Source organism: Alkalibacillus flavidus, assembly GCF_040545925.1.
GTDB lineage: Bacteria > Bacillota > Bacilli > Bacillales > Alkalibacillaceae > Alkalibacillus > Alkalibacillus flavidus.
Genome location: NZ_JBEPMX010000013.1, coordinates 53,801 through 69,735, shown reverse-complemented (window position 1 = coordinate 69,735; position 15,935 = coordinate 53,801). Strand labels below are relative to the sequence as shown.

General features: G+C 40.5%; 16 protein-coding genes. 15 read left to right on the top strand and 1 reads right to left on the bottom strand.

Features of this window, described 5'->3' with window-relative positions; all coding sequences use genetic code 11:
- Window positions 1-172 precede the first annotated feature (172 nt).
- The 12 genes from ABID56_RS11520 (at window position 173) to ABID56_RS11465 (ending at window position 11,063) form a co-directional block, all read left to right on the top strand.
- Window positions 173-1,363 carry a glycine C-acetyltransferase gene (locus ABID56_RS11520; RefSeq protein ID WP_354221341.1) on the top strand — a complete coding sequence of 397 codons (1,191 nt, stop codon included), beginning with the start codon at window positions 173-175 and terminating at the stop codon, window positions 1,361-1,363.
- Window positions 1,364-1,397: 34 nt separating this feature from the next.
- The gene (locus ABID56_RS11515; protein WP_354221339.1) at window positions 1,398-2,351 is read left to right on the top strand and encodes an L-threonine 3-dehydrogenase; all 954 of its coding nucleotides are present in this window, start codon (window positions 1,398-1,400) and stop codon (window positions 2,349-2,351) included.
- Between the two features lie 533 nt (window positions 2,352-2,884).
- On the top strand, window positions 2,885-4,447 hold the full coding sequence (locus ABID56_RS11510) for a BCCT family transporter (RefSeq protein ID WP_354221337.1): 1,563 nt from the start codon (window positions 2,885-2,887) through the stop codon (window positions 4,445-4,447).
- Window positions 4,448-4,612: 165 nt separating this feature from the next.
- Entirely contained in the window at window positions 4,613-5,146 is a 534-nt protein-coding gene (locus ABID56_RS11505) for an acyl-CoA thioesterase (RefSeq protein WP_354221335.1), read from the top strand.
- Window positions 5,147-5,306: 160 nt separating this feature from the next.
- Window positions 5,307-5,834 (top strand): hypothetical protein, encoded by a 528-nt coding sequence (locus ABID56_RS11500; RefSeq protein WP_354221333.1) that lies wholly within the window; start codon window positions 5,307-5,309, stop codon window positions 5,832-5,834.
- A gap of 129 nt (window positions 5,835-5,963) precedes the next feature.
- Window positions 5,964-6,143, top strand: a complete 180-nt coding sequence (locus ABID56_RS11495; RefSeq protein WP_354221331.1) for an SE1832 family protein — start codon at window positions 5,964-5,966, stop codon at window positions 6,141-6,143.
- A gap of 288 nt (window positions 6,144-6,431) precedes the next feature.
- Window positions 6,432-7,550 (top strand): amyloid fiber anchoring/assembly protein TapA, encoded by a 1,119-nt coding sequence (tapA, locus tag ABID56_RS11490; protein WP_354221329.1) that lies wholly within the window; start codon window positions 6,432-6,434, stop codon window positions 7,548-7,550.
- Between the two features lie 12 nt (window positions 7,551-7,562).
- Complete coding sequence (sipW, locus tag ABID56_RS11485; RefSeq protein WP_354221327.1) at window positions 7,563-8,144, top strand: signal peptidase I SipW; 582 nt, start codon at window positions 7,563-7,565, stop codon at window positions 8,142-8,144.
- Between the two features lie 81 nt (window positions 8,145-8,225).
- On the top strand, window positions 8,226-8,894 hold the full coding sequence (locus ABID56_RS11480) for a TasA family protein (RefSeq protein ID WP_354221325.1): 669 nt from the start codon (window positions 8,226-8,228) through the stop codon (window positions 8,892-8,894).
- A 28-nt stretch (window positions 8,895-8,922) separates the two neighbouring features.
- Window positions 8,923-9,756, top strand: coding sequence for a TasA family protein (locus ABID56_RS11475; RefSeq protein WP_354221323.1), 834 nt, complete (start codon window positions 8,923-8,925; stop codon window positions 9,754-9,756).
- A gap of 78 nt (window positions 9,757-9,834) precedes the next feature.
- Entirely contained in the window at window positions 9,835-10,479 is a 645-nt protein-coding gene (locus ABID56_RS11470) for an LPXTG cell wall anchor domain-containing protein (RefSeq protein ID WP_354221321.1), read from the top strand.
- Window positions 10,479-11,063, top strand: a complete 585-nt coding sequence (locus ABID56_RS11465) for a class D sortase (protein ID WP_354221319.1) — start codon at window positions 10,479-10,481, stop codon at window positions 11,061-11,063. Before ABID56_RS11470 ends, ABID56_RS11465 begins: the two co-directional genes overlap by 1 nt.
- A gap of 35 nt (window positions 11,064-11,098) precedes the next feature.
- Here ABID56_RS11465 and ABID56_RS11460 read toward each other — a convergent pair whose 3' ends face one another.
- The gene (locus ABID56_RS11460) at window positions 11,099-11,407 is read right to left on the bottom strand and encodes a helix-turn-helix domain-containing protein (RefSeq protein ID WP_354221317.1); all 309 of its coding nucleotides are present in this window, start codon (window positions 11,405-11,407) and stop codon (window positions 11,099-11,101) included.
- A 385-nt stretch (window positions 11,408-11,792) separates the two neighbouring features.
- Between ABID56_RS11460 and ABID56_RS11455 the strand changes: the two genes are divergently transcribed.
- From ABID56_RS11455 to ABID56_RS11445, 3 genes are all read left to right on the top strand, one after another.
- A complete protein-coding gene (locus ABID56_RS11455; RefSeq protein ID WP_354221315.1) occupies window positions 11,793-13,604 on the top strand; it encodes a cation:proton antiporter in 1,812 nt (603 codons plus the stop codon).
- 429 nt (window positions 13,605-14,033) lie between these two features.
- A complete protein-coding gene (locus tag ABID56_RS11450) occupies window positions 14,034-14,639 on the top strand; it encodes a TRAP transporter small permease (protein ID WP_354221313.1) in 606 nt (201 codons plus the stop codon).
- 23 nt (window positions 14,640-14,662) lie between these two features.
- Window positions 14,663-15,934 (top strand): TRAP transporter large permease, encoded by a 1,272-nt coding sequence (locus ABID56_RS11445; protein WP_354221311.1) that lies wholly within the window; start codon window positions 14,663-14,665, stop codon window positions 15,932-15,934.
- The last annotated feature ends 1 nt before the right edge of the window (window position 15,935 follow it).

The following is a 15,935-nucleotide window of genomic DNA, read 5'->3' as shown; positions in this document are numbered from 1 at the left end:
CCTCCGTGTATATGTTTGATGTGGTTATCTACATTTTACACGAAACTGTTATGAGTTGCTTTTTTTAGGTGTTGCACTTAATATTACAATTCGTCTTGTAGAAATCACGACCCACAATTCACGAAAACATGTTATCATATGTATGGAGTGAAACTAGCTTAGGAGGGACATTATGCCAAGTGAAACGTTAGATCAATTTTTACAACACAATTTACAAGACTTAAAAGACCAAGGACTGTACAACGAAATCGACCCAGTCGATGGAGCAAATGGTCCTGAAATTACAATCAATGGTCAAAAACTGATTAACTTATCATCAAATAACTACTTAGGATTAGCAACAGACGACCGTCTTAAAGAAGTTGCTAAAGATGCAGTAAACTCACACGGTGTGGGCGCTGGAGCCGTTCGTACAATCAACGGAACGCTAGACCTTCACGTGAAGTTAGAAGAGAAGATTGCAGAATTTAAAGGAACAGAAGCAGCGATTGCTTACCAATCAGGCTTCAACTGTAATATGGCAGCGATTTCAGCCGTCATGGACAAAAACGATGCGATTTTATCAGATGCACTAAACCACGCATCGATTATTGATGGTTGTCGTTTATCAAAAGCGAAAATCATTCCGTTTGAACATAGTAATATGGACGATTTACGTCAGAAAGCAAAAGAAGCGACAGAATCAGGCCAATACAATAAAGTGATGGTCATTACTGATGGCGTTTTCTCAATGGACGGTGACATTGCGAAATTACCTGAAATTGTCGAGATCGCAGAAGAATTTGACTTGATCACATACGTCGATGATGCGCACGGTTCTGGCGTTTTAGGTAAAGGCGCAGGGACGGTGAAACATTTTGGCCTGCAAGATAAAATTGATTTCCAAATGGGTACGCTATCCAAAGCGATTGGTGTTGTTGGCGGTTATGTCGCCGGGAAACAAGAACTGATCGACTGGCTTAAAGTGCGCTCACGTCCATTTTTATTCTCAACATCCTTATCACCAGCTGACGTGACAGCTTCACGTAAAGCTATTGATTTACTCATGGAATCGACAGATCTATATGACCAAATGTGGGAAAACGGTAACTATTTAAAAGCTGGCCTCAAGGAATTAGGGTTTGATATTGGTCAGAGCGAAACGCCAATTACACCATGTATTATTGGGGACGAAAAAACGACGCAACAGTTTAGTAAACGCTTAAACGAAGAAGGTGTTTATGCGAAAGCGATCGTATTCCCGACTGTCCCGCGTGGAACAGGGCGCGTGCGTAATATGCCGACAGCTGCTCATACGAAAGACATGCTCGATAAAGCGATCAAAATTTATGAAAAAGTCGGTAAGGAATTAGGCGTTATATAAAGAGAAGGCACCATGGAATGGGAGGAAACCGGAGATGAATAAGATTTTGTTGACCGGATCACTCGGTCAAATTGGTTCTGAGCTGACGATGGCTTTGCGTCAGCGATACGGAACCGACAATGTCATTGCGACGGATATTAGGCGTGCAGACCATCCTGTTGTGACAGATGGCCCGTTTGAAACGCTTGATGTGACAGATGTTGAAGCTATGCAAGATGTAGCAGATCGCTATGATGTCGATACGATTATACATTTAGCGGCTTTGTTATCAGCTAAAGCGGAAAACAATCCACAACTTGCATGGAACTTGAATATGAATGGCCTGATGAACGCACTTGAAGTGGCCCGTGTTCGCGGGGCGAAGTTTTTTACACCGAGTTCGATTGGCGCATTTGGCCCGTCAACGCCGAAAAAACAAACGCCACAGCTCACGTTGCAACGTCCTAATACGATGTATGGCGTGAATAAAGTAGCAGGTGAGTTGTTGTGCGATTATTACTTCGAACGCTTTGGCGTTGATACGCGTAGTGTTCGTTTTCCTGGTTTGATTTCTTATGATACAGAACCGGGTGGTGGCACAACGGATTATGCTGTTGAGATGTATTATGAAGCTTTAAAGCAAGGTCACTACACGTCGTATATTGCTGAAGGGACGTATATGGATATGATGTATATGCCCGATGCAGTGAAAGCGATTATTGATTTAATGGAAGCTGACCCATCACGCTTAAAACATCGTAATGCCTATAACGTGACAGCTATGAGTGCAGCGCCAGAAGACTTTGCACGAGCGATTCAAAAACATTTACCTGACTTCACACTAGATTATGACGTCGATCAGGCGCGCCAGGCGATCGCTGACAGCTGGCCTGACTCGATTGATGCAACGACGGCAAAAGACGAATGGGATTTCAGTATTGATTATGACTTAGATAATATGACAGAAGATATGCTGACGCAACTTAAACAAAAATTAGCTTTAAATTAATGACTCTGTTAACGTATAGTGTTGATTTTTTAATAATGTAGCACTGAGTTGTTGAATTGTGAGGAGCGAAGGTGGCGACTCCTGCGGGAACAGCTCGAGCCGTGCCCGCGGTCGACTAAAAACGGTCACGTCCTGTGACCAACGTCGACACTAGACCATCCGGGTCTTCGGAAAGCGTCCACCGTAAGCGGATCACAATATCAACAACGGACTTTAACAAAGCCAAACTAATAATCGAACCTCGGGCGTAAGTCGCTCGAGGTTTTTGTAACGTATTTTATGTAAAAATGTTGCAGTTAAGCTCATAATGTCTAAAAAATAGCAAATACCATGATTAGACGATAAATATCGCAACAATATATAGGTCAGCTATATACAGCTTTTAAATTTGGCCGATTTGCGTCAATCACTTAAATACAAATATTTTGACGAACACCGTCGATTAGACTAAAATTTAAGAATAATTGTGTAAAAATTTCATATCACAAAAACGACACAATGCACAATTAACCAAATTTTACAGGAGGACAACGATGAAGAAAAAATATCTTTCCGAAGATTACTTAGGAACAGGGACGCAATGGGGTCCGTTCGCGATCAGTGGAGGATTCTTGCTATTATTTTTAGTTTTGGCATTTTTTACACCCGATTTTGCGTCAGAAGCGGTCAATAAATCGTTTAATTTTTCCGCTAAGTATTTCGGGCTTTTTTGGCAACTATTGATGCTTGCCACTTTAATTGTTAGTTTAATTTTAATGTTTTCACGTTATGGACGTGTACGTTTAGGTAATAAAGAAGAAGCGCAGTATAGTAACTTTCGTTGGGTCGCGATGATTGCCACGACGTTACTTGCATCAGGTGGGGTGTTCTGGGCATCAAGTGAGCCGATCTCACACTATATGACAACACCACCATTATTTGCTGAAGAAGGTTTAAGTGAGTGGAATCGTGTCGTACCAGGTTTAGCACAAGCCTTTTTCCATTGGGGTTTCTCAGCTTGGGCGATTCTAGGTACGGTTGCAACGATTGTCATTATGTATGCTCACTATCATAAAGGCATGCCGTTAAAACCGAGGACGATGCTTTACCCAGTATTCGGCGATAAAATTTTCCGTCGTTTCAATATTTGGGGCGTTTTAGCAGACGTGACATCGATTATTGCGGTTGCAGCTGGTACGATCGGGGCGATTGGTTTCCTCGGTATTCAAGCAGCTTATGCATTTGAAGATGTCTTTGGCGTTCCGAGTACATTATTTACACAAATCTCATTTATCGTCGTGCTCGTTGTGATCGCAAGTATTTCAGCGATTACCGGTGTCGATAAAGGGATTCAGCTATTGAGTCGTTTTAATGTGTCATTTGCGATCGTTTTAATGATTATTATTTTAATTATTGGACCGACGATGTTTATTTTAGATGCATTTGTCACAGCAGAAGCATTCCAACTACAAAATTACTTAATGATGAGTTTAACGCGCGGTGATGGTGCGTGGCTCAGTTGGTGGACTGTCTTCTTCTGGGGTTGGTTTATCGGTTTTGGACCAATGATGGCGATCTTTATCGCACGTATTTCGAGAGGTCGTACGATTCGTGAACTTGTCGTCGCCGTTGCGATTATGGCACCATTAGTGAGTAACTTCTGGTTTGCGACATTAGGTGGTTCAGGTCTTTCATTTGAAATGGAAAACCCTGGTGTGATTTCAGAGCCACTCAATAATGTTGGGCAAGAAGCAGCTGTTGCAGCTATTTTAGACCAACTACCACTTAGTACATTTTTAGCGGTTTGTTTCTTAATTATTACCGTCATTTTCGTTGCGACGACAACGGACTCGATGTCATATGCGTCCGCTGTTGCGATTACAGGTGATGATGATCCGAGCAAATATGTCCGTGTCTTCTGGGCGTTAATTTTCGGTGCTGTTGCTGTTGCTTTAATTTCGATTGGTGATGGTAGTGGTGATAGTATTGGTATGCTCCAAAACTTTATCGTCGTATCCGCCGTGCCGGTGTCGCTATTATTACTACCGCCCGTTTGGGATTCTGTTAAAGTTGCCAAACGGATGGCTGAAGAACAAGGTATTAAGAAAAAAGAATAGGTTGTGTTGAAAAGGTTTGTTGGTCTCTCCAGCAAACCTTTTTCACGTTGTTTAAAGCAATGTACGTGTCAAATAGGCAAGCACGTGGTATAATACGTAAGGTTTTCATCTTAGATGAAGGTGAATAATAATGATTTTATTAATTTATAGATAAGGGTGATGAACATGGAAGCAAAACCGTGTATTCAATCATTAACGGTTAAAAATTCATTCGTATTACCACCTGATACCAACAGTCACGGGACGTTGTTTGGTGGTCAGCTTATGGGATATATGGACGATGTCGCAGCTATTGCAGCGACGCGTCATGCACGCACACCAGTCGTAACAGCTTCGACAGATTCAGTGGACTTTTTATCTCCAGTATATGAAGGAAGCACGATCTGTTTAGAAGCGTTTGTCACATGGACATCCACATCATCAATGGAAGTGTTTGTAAAAGCTGTGACAGAAAACTTACTGACAGGCGAGCGTACCGTTTGTACAACAGCCTTCTTAACGATGGTTGCAGTCGATGAAGACGGCAAACCCGTTGAGATTCCACCTGTATATCCAGAATCCAGTGAAGAAAAATGGCTTAACGCTGGGGCAGCCGAACGTGCTGAATATCGTAAAAAACGTCGGAAAGAATCGAAAACGTTAGCCGAACGCTTCGGTGCTGACTTCCCATGGGATCCAACGCATAACCATAAAGACTAACGATAGTTGGTCATATAGCTAAAAGCTGTTCGGTTGTTTAAATCGAGCAGCTTTTTTAATTTTTTAAATTTAAAATACCCTAGCAGGATTTCGACAAAAGGTATAGAATATTATATATAGACATATCATAGTAGTAGCTTTATAGGGTAGAGGTGGAATTATGAGGAAAACGAGATGGCTAATCGTAAGCCCTCTATTAGTCGTTGTAGCTTTAATGGGCTATTTTGCTGTTGATGCAAACAGCAACCAAGGTGAGTTTGTTAATATTAGTCATACAGGCGCGCATGCAAAATTGTTTGAAGAATACCGCGATGTCTATATTGGTCATACATACCAATGGACAGGTGACGGCTTACCAACGATTGAAGATGTGCAAATCATTAAAGATGATGGCACGACGCTTACAGATAATGATGAGGACATACAAATGGATGTATATATCGATCCAACAAATGAAACCGACTTATACTATGGTTTTAGCCCTAAAATGCGCGAAGCGGTTGGCGCATATGAACAACCGACCAACTATTCAATGACAAAACCACAAGTGACGGTTGTGTTTAAAGTGACGATTCATAAACCAAATTATCAATTTGACTTAAATAATTTACAAATTCAATATAACGTAAATGGCGAACAAGAGCGCCAAAACGTACCGCTAAAAAGCTTTGTGTTTTATCATGAATAAATAGTGGTATGATGAGTGAGCAAGTTGTGAGGATACTTGCTCATTTTTCTATTTGAAAAACGTATGAATTGCATGAAAAATCACATAGGCGTTACAATGTAATTGATTTTGTGATTGGAGTGGTAACACATGACAAAAGAAGAAATACAGGCGCAAATTGAACAATTGAAAATGGATTACATTCGGATTCAGGGCGATTTAGATAAGCTTGAGGCGAACGGTGGGAATGTGACGATGCTAGAGAAGTCATTGACTCGTATTGAAAATGAGTTAGCAGAATTGCGCCAACAGCAGAATCGCGCTGACTAACAAAACGGATCATTCTAGATAAGCAGAAACCTATATTGACGGTTATTAAACTGTTAATATAGGTTTTTTTATGTCGTTTTGTTCGTTATATTGAACAAAACGACGGAAAAATAAGAAAAAAACTAAATAAGAAAGCTAAACCACTTATTTTGTTCGTTATTAAGAATATATAATGATTTTTTCGATTTTTCAAATATCATATGAGGCATTATACTGTGAATTGTTCTTGATAAAGAACAGATTGCATATACTTAAACGTTGACGAATGACGATGAGGTGGTGAAGGTATTGCGGCGTAAACGATTAACTGAAAAACGGCGAAGGCAAATGAAGAGAGGTTTATATATTAAACCGATCATTATGGTGTATGTTGTCCTGCTATTATTTGTTTTGACGATCGATGGAACGACAGCACGGTTTAACGATGTCACGTCTGTTGAAGGGTCATTGACTGTAGGTAGTTGGACACCTGATATACCTGAAGAAGAAACGTGGGATAAAAGTTCATTATCTTTCGTTGGTGGTACAGAAGGCAACTGTCAACGAATAACCGCAACGGTCAAAAACACAGGCGAGACGATGGAGTCATCCTGGACGTATCATGTTTATCACGCTGCCAATTTAAAAGGCAAGCCTGATTGGCAACGTGTAGCCGACTTTTCAGGTGAAACAGCATTATTAGATGCAGAAGCAACTAGCGACATCACATATGAACCCGAACAAAACGGGCGTTACCGATTTAAGTTTGTTCGCCCAGACGGCCACCCTGGTGGTGATAACGGTGGATTTAGTGAAGCGATTAAACTAACGAATTGTGGCGCGTCAGATGATGACAAAGCAGAAAAAGATGAACAACGTGAAGAAAGCGACGATCAATCAGAAGAAGACAATCAATCTAATAATGATAACGAACAAGAAAACGAATCTGATGAGGAAGGGGACAATCGTGACGAACAAGATAACGCATCTAATGAAGAACAAGAACAGCCAGCTGATGATGAAGAAAACAGTGACAGCAATGATGAGCAATCAACTAATGATCAAGACAATCAAAATGAGCAAACTGTTGACTCTGAGCAAAAACAAGATGAATCGGCTGAAGACGAATCAAGTGAAAAAAATAATCAAGATGAAAAGGAACAGAAAAGCGAGCCATCAGATGATGAACAACAAGATGTAACTGATGAAGCGGAAACGAATCCTGAAAAAGATGAAACAACTGACTCGTCTGATCAAAAGGAATCACCAGCAGATGAAGAAGAAAAAACAGACACAGGTGAAACGTCTGACGAACCGAAACAACCTCAAGAATCAAATGATGAAACAAAGCAGTCTGAGCAACAGCAGAAATCTGATGAGCCAAAAGATGACGCAACAGAAGAGGCTCAGGGTGAGAATAATGCATAAGGGTGAGAGTGTATGAAAGCAAAAACGATGAAATGGCTTAGCTGCATTATGAATACCATGCTAGTCGGGTTATTAGTGACGATATTTGTGCTCGTGATGACGAATATTTCAACAGGTGGCTCACCATCGATTTTCGGCCAAGAACTTAAAGTCGTATATTCAGGCTCGATGGAACCAGAGATCCAAACCGGGTCGATTATCGGTATCAACCAAAACTATGATGTTCGCAATCTAGCAGAACAAGACATCATCATGTTCCAAGAAGAAGAAGGAACATATGTGACGCACCGAATTATTGAAGTTATTAACAACGATGGCCAACTGATGTTCCGAACGAAGGGTGACAATAACAATGCAGCCGACAGCAATGCGGTGCTGCCAGATAATATTTACGGGCAATATAGTGGCCTTCATGTGCCTTATATAGGTTACGTCATGGATTTTGCTAATTCGAATATCGGGCTCATGATTTTGTTAGTCGTTCCAGGTCTATGGTTAATAGTTTGGTCAGTGAAAACGATCATATCCGCTTATCGCGAAGAAAAGCAATCGCACCAACCAGACCAACCAAGCTTGAACGAACATGCATCCTAACGCTTTTATCGAGGTTTTTAGCTACCTCGATGAAATAAATAATAAATCTCATTAAGAGACGTTTTAAGGAGGAATTTTAGTATGGGTTTCAAATCTAAACTAGGAGTCGGCGTGATGTCCGGAGTACTCGGCCTATCTTTAATCGGAGGTGGCACGTACGCAGCATTTAACGATGTTGAAGAAGTGAGTAATACGTTTGCAGCAGGGACGTTGGATTTAGAAGTAGGTGAGGATTCAACATTTGAATTCGATATCTCGAACTTAAAGCCAGGGGATTATGTTGAAAAAGAATTGATTTTAGACAACAATGGGTCGCTTGATATTAATCAGATTTTCACATCAGTTTCAGCAGATGAATGGGAAGATAAAGATGTATTGGATTTAAATTCTGAAGTTTCTGCTGGAGCAGGTGATAATGAATTAATTGACTTTTTAAGCCAATTCCAATTAACTGTTAGTGGTGGAAATGGACTATCAGCAACTGCGACATTAGATCAAGCAGTGAATCATACAGGTAACTCTCCGTTTGATATTACAACAACTGACGATGGTGAAATTGGATTAGCAACTGGTGATAGTTTGAGTTATGATGTGAAAATTAAATTTGTAGAGGATAATACGACGTTTACTGATTCACGCTATCATGTTCAAAACAAATACCAAGGCGAAGGCGCGACTTTAAACTTTGACTTCGAAGCAACACAAATGCCTGGTGAAGACAGAAGTAATGATGAAGTAGGAGAAGAATAATTAAGTTTATTATTGGAGGAATTAGTCAATGGCGATGAAGAAAAAATTAGCAATGAGTGGTATTGCAGGAGCTATGGGCCTTAGCTTGATTGCTGGTGGTACGTGGGCAGCGTTTAATGACGTCGAAGCAGCAACGAACAGTTTTCAAGCTGGGACGTTAAAGATGGATTTGTCAGAAGTCGATGGTCCTTATACGTTTAACATTACTGACTTAAAACCAGGGGACCATATGACGCGTAAAATTCAGTTTGATAACACAGGTAGCTTAGCGATCAAAGACGTGTTAATGACAATTGAAGATGTCCAGTTTGAAGATTACGTTCCTGAAAAAGGAGAACCAGGCTTTAACGACGCATGGGCAGAAGAGGCTGAGACAGATGTGCTGGATTATTTAGACCAATTCACCGTCGATTTAATCCGCGTTGGACTTGAAGGAAATGACTCTAATTATCCGACCAATGTTTTACTTGAAGCATCATTAAAAGACCTTTATTTAGCGTCAGATTCACTATACGGCCAACCAGGAAACTCCACTGATGTTAGTGCGGCACGCCAAGCAATTTTAAGTGCTGCACCAGATAATAGTCGTTTAGTCGATGATCGTTTGAGAGTATCGACGATCGCGAATGAAGGATGGGAAGGGATTCCGTTAGACCCTTCTGATGAAGATCAAGTGAAAATCACGGTCTCATTTAACGACGACGTAGAAGATACGTACGAAGATGGCACGTATAAACAAAACAAATTCCAAGGCGATTCTGCAGACATCACCGTATCATTCGAAGCACGTCAGTGGGATGGTCAAGAATATGATGGCGATGGCTACATCGACGAAAATGAACGCACTGATACGAATCGGTAGTAAAACGTCATAATCGTTTGAGAGATAAGGAGGGGTGACCTCCTTATCTTTTTTCGCTAAACAGGGAGGAGTGGCATCATGCTGGTGCGACGGATGTTAGGCCTTTTGATTATCGTATGCTTAATGTTGAGTGTTGGTGACTTGCATGCTGATGAGGATTTGATTTCGGTTACACCTGAGTCGGTTTTATTTGATATTGATCAGCTCAAGCCGGGTGATTACATGACGGATACGATTGCTGTTCAAAATGAAACAGACCAGCCACTATCGGTTGAAGTGGGTTCAAATTTTATAAGCGGGTCCGACAAATTATACAATCAATTTAGATTAACCGTTTCAAATGATGATGGAGAGGTCGTTTTTGATGGACGTTTGGCTGATTTTGACGGTGTTGAGGGTTTCGCTGTAAATGCTTCTGAGTCGTCTGACTACACATTGCGTGTTCTTTTTCCTGAGAGCTCGGATAATGCATACCAAGGATTGAGGGTTAAATTTAATTTAACGTTTGCGACGACGATTGATGATGGGGAAGCCAGCAACCCACCTGATGACGATGAAGTGTTACCAACAACAGGTGATGATACGTCTGATCGAACGTTGCCACAAACGGGTGAGACGATTCCGTATGCCTTTTATATATTAGGTGGTCTCTCTATGTTAACAGGTATAGCTTTGTTCGTTTGGCGACGAAAACGAATTCAATTAGCAGTGGATGATACATGATGCGAGTATTAGCCAGTCTATTAGTCATGGTGGGATTATTATTGATTGTGTGGCCTTCCGTTGAGCAAGCGCGTCATACACAGCATCAAACCGAGCTTGTCGATCAATTTCAAACGATGAATGATCATTTAAAAACGCGCAGGACCGTGGAAGCAACTGAGGAAACGGAAGGATTGTCGCGACACGATGTCCTTGGATTGCTTCACATAAATCAGCTCGACTTAACGCTACCCTTAATAGATGATGTGTCTGAAGCGGCTTTAGATGTTGGCGCAGGTCTGATAAGAGGTGATCAGCAATTTGGTGAGATAGGGAATATTGGTGTTGCAGCACACCGTAGTCGAACAAAAGGGAGATTGTTCTCAGAGTTAGATCAGTTAACAGAAGGGGATGTCGTAGAGATTCAGACGACGGATGGAACTATTGAGTACGAAGTGTTTCGTCAAAGGATTGTAAAACCTTCACAGACGTCAGTGTTAGATACAATCGACGACGAGTCGATCATAACGTTAATAACGTGTACCCTTGATGGTGACAAGCGAATCATTGTGCAAGCCAAACAAACAACAGCCCGAAGTCAGTGATAAGACTTTAGGCTGTTGTTTTTTGTTCGTAATCATTATGACTCTTCTTTTTTCTGTTTATTAAATTCGATGAACTCTCGGAATGCTTCTTTTGAAACGCCAGATTCCATCGCATCTTTAACGAGTTGTTCCCAATCATCATCGAGAGGCTCATCCTTAATTAATTGATCGACGTCAATATTTAAGACAGCTGCCACCTTTTCGAGAAACTGGATGGATGGGTTTTGTTGTAAGTTACGTTCAATTGCACTTATGTAGGATTTCGCAACGCCGGCTTCTTCGGCTAGTTGAGATAACGTCATGCCCGCTTGTTTTCGATATTGTTGTACACGTTCACCAATCATAAACTTAAACTCCTTAATCAATGGCTCCTGATGAATTCTTAATCTTATTTAAATATAGCATAATTAAGCGGCGATTGCCCCGTTCTTTGTCGAAAAAATTTGTGGCAATTTGAATTTTGAGTTGGAAGTCCTGTTCTATGATACGACCATATTCATTGATTTTCATCGAATGAGCGGTTATGATATAGCTAATTTTATTAAGATAGCGATGCTTCTGAAGCCTGTTGCGACAAGGTGTCAAACGTCATATGTGATTTTGATTGACGGGGGTTAATTGCATATTTATAATGGCATGGTGTTTTCTATGAAATTTAGTACATAAGTGAACGATTAAAACGGTTTGATCGTGATTCACTCCAATATAGAGGTGTTAGGGGGTTTACAAATGGACAATATATTAATGGTGCTTATGCTCATCGGGGCTTTAGGCGTTTTTTCGCAATGGTTGGCGTGGCGGACGAGAATGCCAGCTATTGTTGTGATGTCAATCATTGGTTTAATTGCTGGTCCGGTACTTGGTCTTATGGATCCTCAAGATGATTTAGGCGATTTATTCAGACCACTTATTTCGATTGCGGTCGGTATTATTTTATTTGAAGGAAGTCTAAATTTAGACTTCCGAGAAATTCGTGGCATGCGTAAGCCTGTTTTTCGTATTGTAACAATTGGTCCATTATTAGCTTGGATTAGTGGCTCCTTGGCTGCCCATTATGTAGCTGGATTGTCATGGGCAGTTGCTTTCGTGATTGGCGGTATTTTTATCGTAACTGGTCCGACAGTTATTTTGCCGTTATTACGTCAAGCGAAATTAAAACCGAGAGTCGCAGCTGTATTAAAATGGGAAGGGGTTATTGTTGACCCGTTCGGTGCTTTAATAGCTGTATTTTCATTCGAGTTTATTCAGTTTTTAACGACTGAATCTGTTGAGTTTAGTGCAGTTATCATGTTCTTGTTAGCATCTGTCGTCGCAGCTATTATTGGCGTGATCTTCGGTTATATAATTGGTTGGTCATTTGAGCGTGGCGCTGTACCAGAATTTTTGAAATCCCCTGTCGTTCTCGTCACAGTCATTACAGCTTTTGTTGTGTCAGATATGATTATGCACGAAACGGGATTATTAGCAGTTACAGTCATGGGTATGACGATTGCCAATATGCATATATCGTCGATTAATGATATGAGGCACTTTAAGGAAAATATATCAATATTACTCATATCAGTTATCTTTATTATGTTAACAGCATCACTGGAACGCGACGTATTGTTATCAATTTTTGATACGGATATTTTAATGTTTATCCTGCTTATGTTGTTTGTTATTCGACCGTTAACGATTTTTGTGTCAACGATAGGGACAAATTTGGAATTCCGCGAACGGTTGTTAGTCGGTTGGATTGCACCACGCGGTATTGTCGCTTTAACAGTATCGGCTTATTTCGCGAGTATTCTAATTGATGCGGGTTATGCGGATGCTCATATTATGACGTCACTAACGTTCGGTTTAGTGTTTAGTACCGTTTTAGCACACGGCTTTTCTATCGGTTGGTTATCCCGTAAACTCGGCCTGTCGATGGATGATAAACCAGGCGTTATTTTTGTCGGGTCGAATAAGTTCTCTACGAGCTTTGCCCAAGTGTTACAAGGCTTAAATATTCCGGTTATTATTACCGATGCATCGAGCAGTCGCCTGACACACGCGAAGCAAGCAGGCGTACCGCATGAGCACGAAGAGATTTTGTCAGAACAGATGGAATATCAATTAGATATGACACCGTATGACTTTATGTTAAGTGTCACGGAATACGACTCCTATAACACGCTCGTGAGTTCAACGTTCAAGCCGGAGTATGGTAAAGAGAAGTTGTATCAATTACCACTTCAAGCGGATGCGGGTGACTCATTAAGTAGTGTGAGTCATCATATTAGCGGGACCGTATTGTTTAGCGATGATGTAACATGGACGATCTTAAACGAGAAAATTAACGATGGTTTTGTGTTTAAGAAAACGTTGATCACAAAGGAATATACGTATAACGATTTCTTAGATGATTGTGATGCAGAAGATATTCTTCTCGTCATGATGCGCCAATCTGGAATGTTAGACTTCTATTCACCAGAAAAACAAATCCTAATCGGTGAACCAGGAGACTTAGTCATTAGCTTAGCAAAACCAAAACCACAAAATGATTCAGAATAATGAATGCCCTTTGTAGCCTCGCGCTGCAAAGGGCATTTTTACGTGCAGGCCAAAAGTCTTGTCCCCTAAATGAATATATGTTAGAATATTAGCAAAATTAAACATAGTTATTTTTAACGAAAACCTTCCGAGAATGATCAGTCTACACTTCGTCAAACAGCAAAATGAAAGTAAAGCATATTATTTCACAGAATGAGCGAATATAAAAAAGAACAATACAGTTCAGCTATGTAGATTGACGCTTCACCGTAAATTATCCACCTATTTCAGAAAATTCAACGTTTGTGGCAAAGCATTTTTCTTCGATAATATTTTAATATGACTTTTTGATTACAAATCATAACCAAAACATAACAACATATGGTTTCATTGTGATGGTTTTGGGGTAGTAATAATTATTATGACGTCGGCCAACCGAGGAGGAACAGTGTGAAAGATCAATCGTTTTGGCAAAACCCAGTTTTTAAAGCGATCGGGAAATTTCTTAAAGCCATTGATTATGCTTTTTTAAAATTAGAAGAATTTGTTTTAAGTACAGCTATTATCATCATTGCAGTTATGATTGGTGGCAATGTGATTAGTCGGGAATTTTTTGGCCCGAGCATTTGGTTTCATGCTGAGGTATCGCAGTTTGCGGTTGTCATAGCAACATTTATGGGCATTAGTTATGCGGCGCGCAAAGGACGTCATATTAGCATGTCCGCTATATACGACACCGTACCGTGGAAAGTGCGAAAAGCGATGGCTATTTTCATTCCAGCGGTAACGTCAGGAATTTTATTTTACTTATCTTACGTGTCATATGAGTACGTCCTAACGGTTGTTGAATCAGGACGGACGACGACGTCACTTCAAGTACCACAGTGGTGGTTATACATGTTTATACCAATCGGTTTCTTAACGGGTGGTATTCAGTTTTTACGTAACTTAATCGTCAATTTAGTTAACAAAGAAGTGTATATTGGGTCTGATGCCAAAGACTACAATGATATCAAACCAGAAGAACGAGAAGAAGATGAAAGCATGCAACTATAATATAACAAAGTGAGGAACAAGCTATGTTAACAGCGCTACTCGGTATAATGTTTGTTCTCTTGATGCTTAATTTCCCAATGATGATTCCGTTGATTATTGCGCCTTTTGTGGTGGCTTTGTTCTATTCGCCGCTATTAGATACTTCGATGATGGTGCCGCAATTAATTACAGGGATTGAAAAATACGAGTTATTGTGTGTTCCGCTGTTTATTTTTGCAGCTGATATTATGACATCAGGACGAACATCTGAAAGACTACTTGATTTTATCGGCTCGTTTGTACGCCACATTCGCGGTGGTTACGCCGTCACAACGGCGGCAGCTTGTACGATGTTTGGTTCGATTTCCGGATCAACACAAGCGACCGTAGTAGCGATTGGTCGGCCGATGCGAGAACGTATGTTAAAAGCAGGCTATAAAGATTCGAGTGCTATGGCCTTAATTATAAATGCTAGTGACGTGGCACTACTCGTACCGCCAAGTATTGGGTTAATTATTTATGGTTTGGCGTCTAAAGAATCTATTGGTGATTTATTCTTAGCGGGTATTTTACCAGGTGTCATGGTATTTTTAGCATTTGCTATTTATAGTATTGTTTATGCGAAAGTCAAAGATATTCCGCTCGCGCCGAAAGCTGATTGGAAAGAACGGCTTCAAACGTTCCGAAAAGCATTACTACCGCTTGGCTTTCCAATTCTAGTAATCGGTGGTATTTATTCAGGTTATTTCACAGCAACAGAAGCAGCTGGGGTATCAGTGCTTTATGCGTTGTTGTTAGAGGTTATTATTTATCGTTCGGTACATATTAAGAAAATACCGAGCATTGCGCTATCAACGGGCCTTGTCACGTCAGTGGTTTTTATTCTTGTAGCTGGTGGGCAAGTATTCACCTTTTTAATTAATTTAGAAAACATACCAGAAATGCTTACGAATGCAGTGTTAGGGTCAGACCCATCTGCCTTTTACGTGTTAGTCATCGTCAGTGTCTTCTTTTTCGTAGGTTGTATGTTTGTCGATCCGATCGTCGTTATTTTAGTGCTGACACCGATTTTTTTACCAGCGGCAGAAACAGCGGGTATCGACCTTGTTCATTTAGGTATTATTATCACATTCCAAGCGGCTTTAGGTTCAGCAACACCACCGTTTGGCGTGGATATTTTTACGGCGAGTGCTGTATTTAATAAACCGTATATGGAAGTTATTAAAGGCACGCCGCCATATATACTAATGATGATCGCTATGTCTATTTTATTAATCTTGTTTCCACAGATTTCTCTTGCACTTGTACCAGAGTAAG

Excerpts from the sequence above, each read along its gene's own strand:
- ABID56_RS11500 (WP_354221333.1), top strand. The coding sequence starts at position 5,307 with ATGAGGAAAACGAGATGGCTAATCGTAAGCCCTCTATTAGTCGTTGTA.
- ABID56_RS11520 (WP_354221341.1), top strand. The coding sequence starts at position 173 with ATGCCAAGTGAAACGTTAGATCAATTTTTACAACACAATTTACAAGAC.
- ABID56_RS11505 (WP_354221335.1), top strand. The coding sequence starts at position 4,613 with ATGGAAGCAAAACCGTGTATTCAATCATTAACGGTTAAAAATTCATTC.
- ABID56_RS11455 (WP_354221315.1), top strand. The coding sequence starts at position 11,793 with ATGGACAATATATTAATGGTGCTTATGCTCATCGGGGCTTTAGGCGTT.
- sipW (WP_354221327.1), top strand. The coding sequence starts at position 7,563 with ATGAAAGCAAAAACGATGAAATGGCTTAGCTGCATTATGAATACCATG.
- ABID56_RS11470 (WP_354221321.1), top strand. The coding sequence starts at position 9,835 with ATGCTGGTGCGACGGATGTTAGGCCTTTTGATTATCGTATGCTTAATG.
- ABID56_RS11445 (WP_354221311.1), top strand. The coding sequence starts at position 14,663 with ATGTTAACAGCGCTACTCGGTATAATGTTTGTTCTCTTGATGCTTAAT.
- ABID56_RS11495 (WP_354221331.1), top strand. The coding sequence starts at position 5,964 with ATGACAAAAGAAGAAATACAGGCGCAAATTGAACAATTGAAAATGGAT.
- ABID56_RS11475 (WP_354221323.1), top strand. The coding sequence starts at position 8,923 with ATGGCGATGAAGAAAAAATTAGCAATGAGTGGTATTGCAGGAGCTATG.
- ABID56_RS11515 (WP_354221339.1), top strand. The coding sequence starts at position 1,398 with ATGAATAAGATTTTGTTGACCGGATCACTCGGTCAAATTGGTTCTGAG.
- ABID56_RS11480 (WP_354221325.1), top strand. The coding sequence starts at position 8,226 with ATGGGTTTCAAATCTAAACTAGGAGTCGGCGTGATGTCCGGAGTACTC.
- ABID56_RS11510 (WP_354221337.1), top strand. The coding sequence starts at position 2,885 with ATGAAGAAAAAATATCTTTCCGAAGATTACTTAGGAACAGGGACGCAA.
- ABID56_RS11465 (WP_354221319.1), top strand. The coding sequence starts at position 10,479 with ATGCGAGTATTAGCCAGTCTATTAGTCATGGTGGGATTATTATTGATT.
- ABID56_RS11460 (WP_354221317.1), bottom strand. The coding sequence starts at position 11,407 with ATGATTGGTGAACGTGTACAACAATATCGAAAACAAGCGGGCATGACG.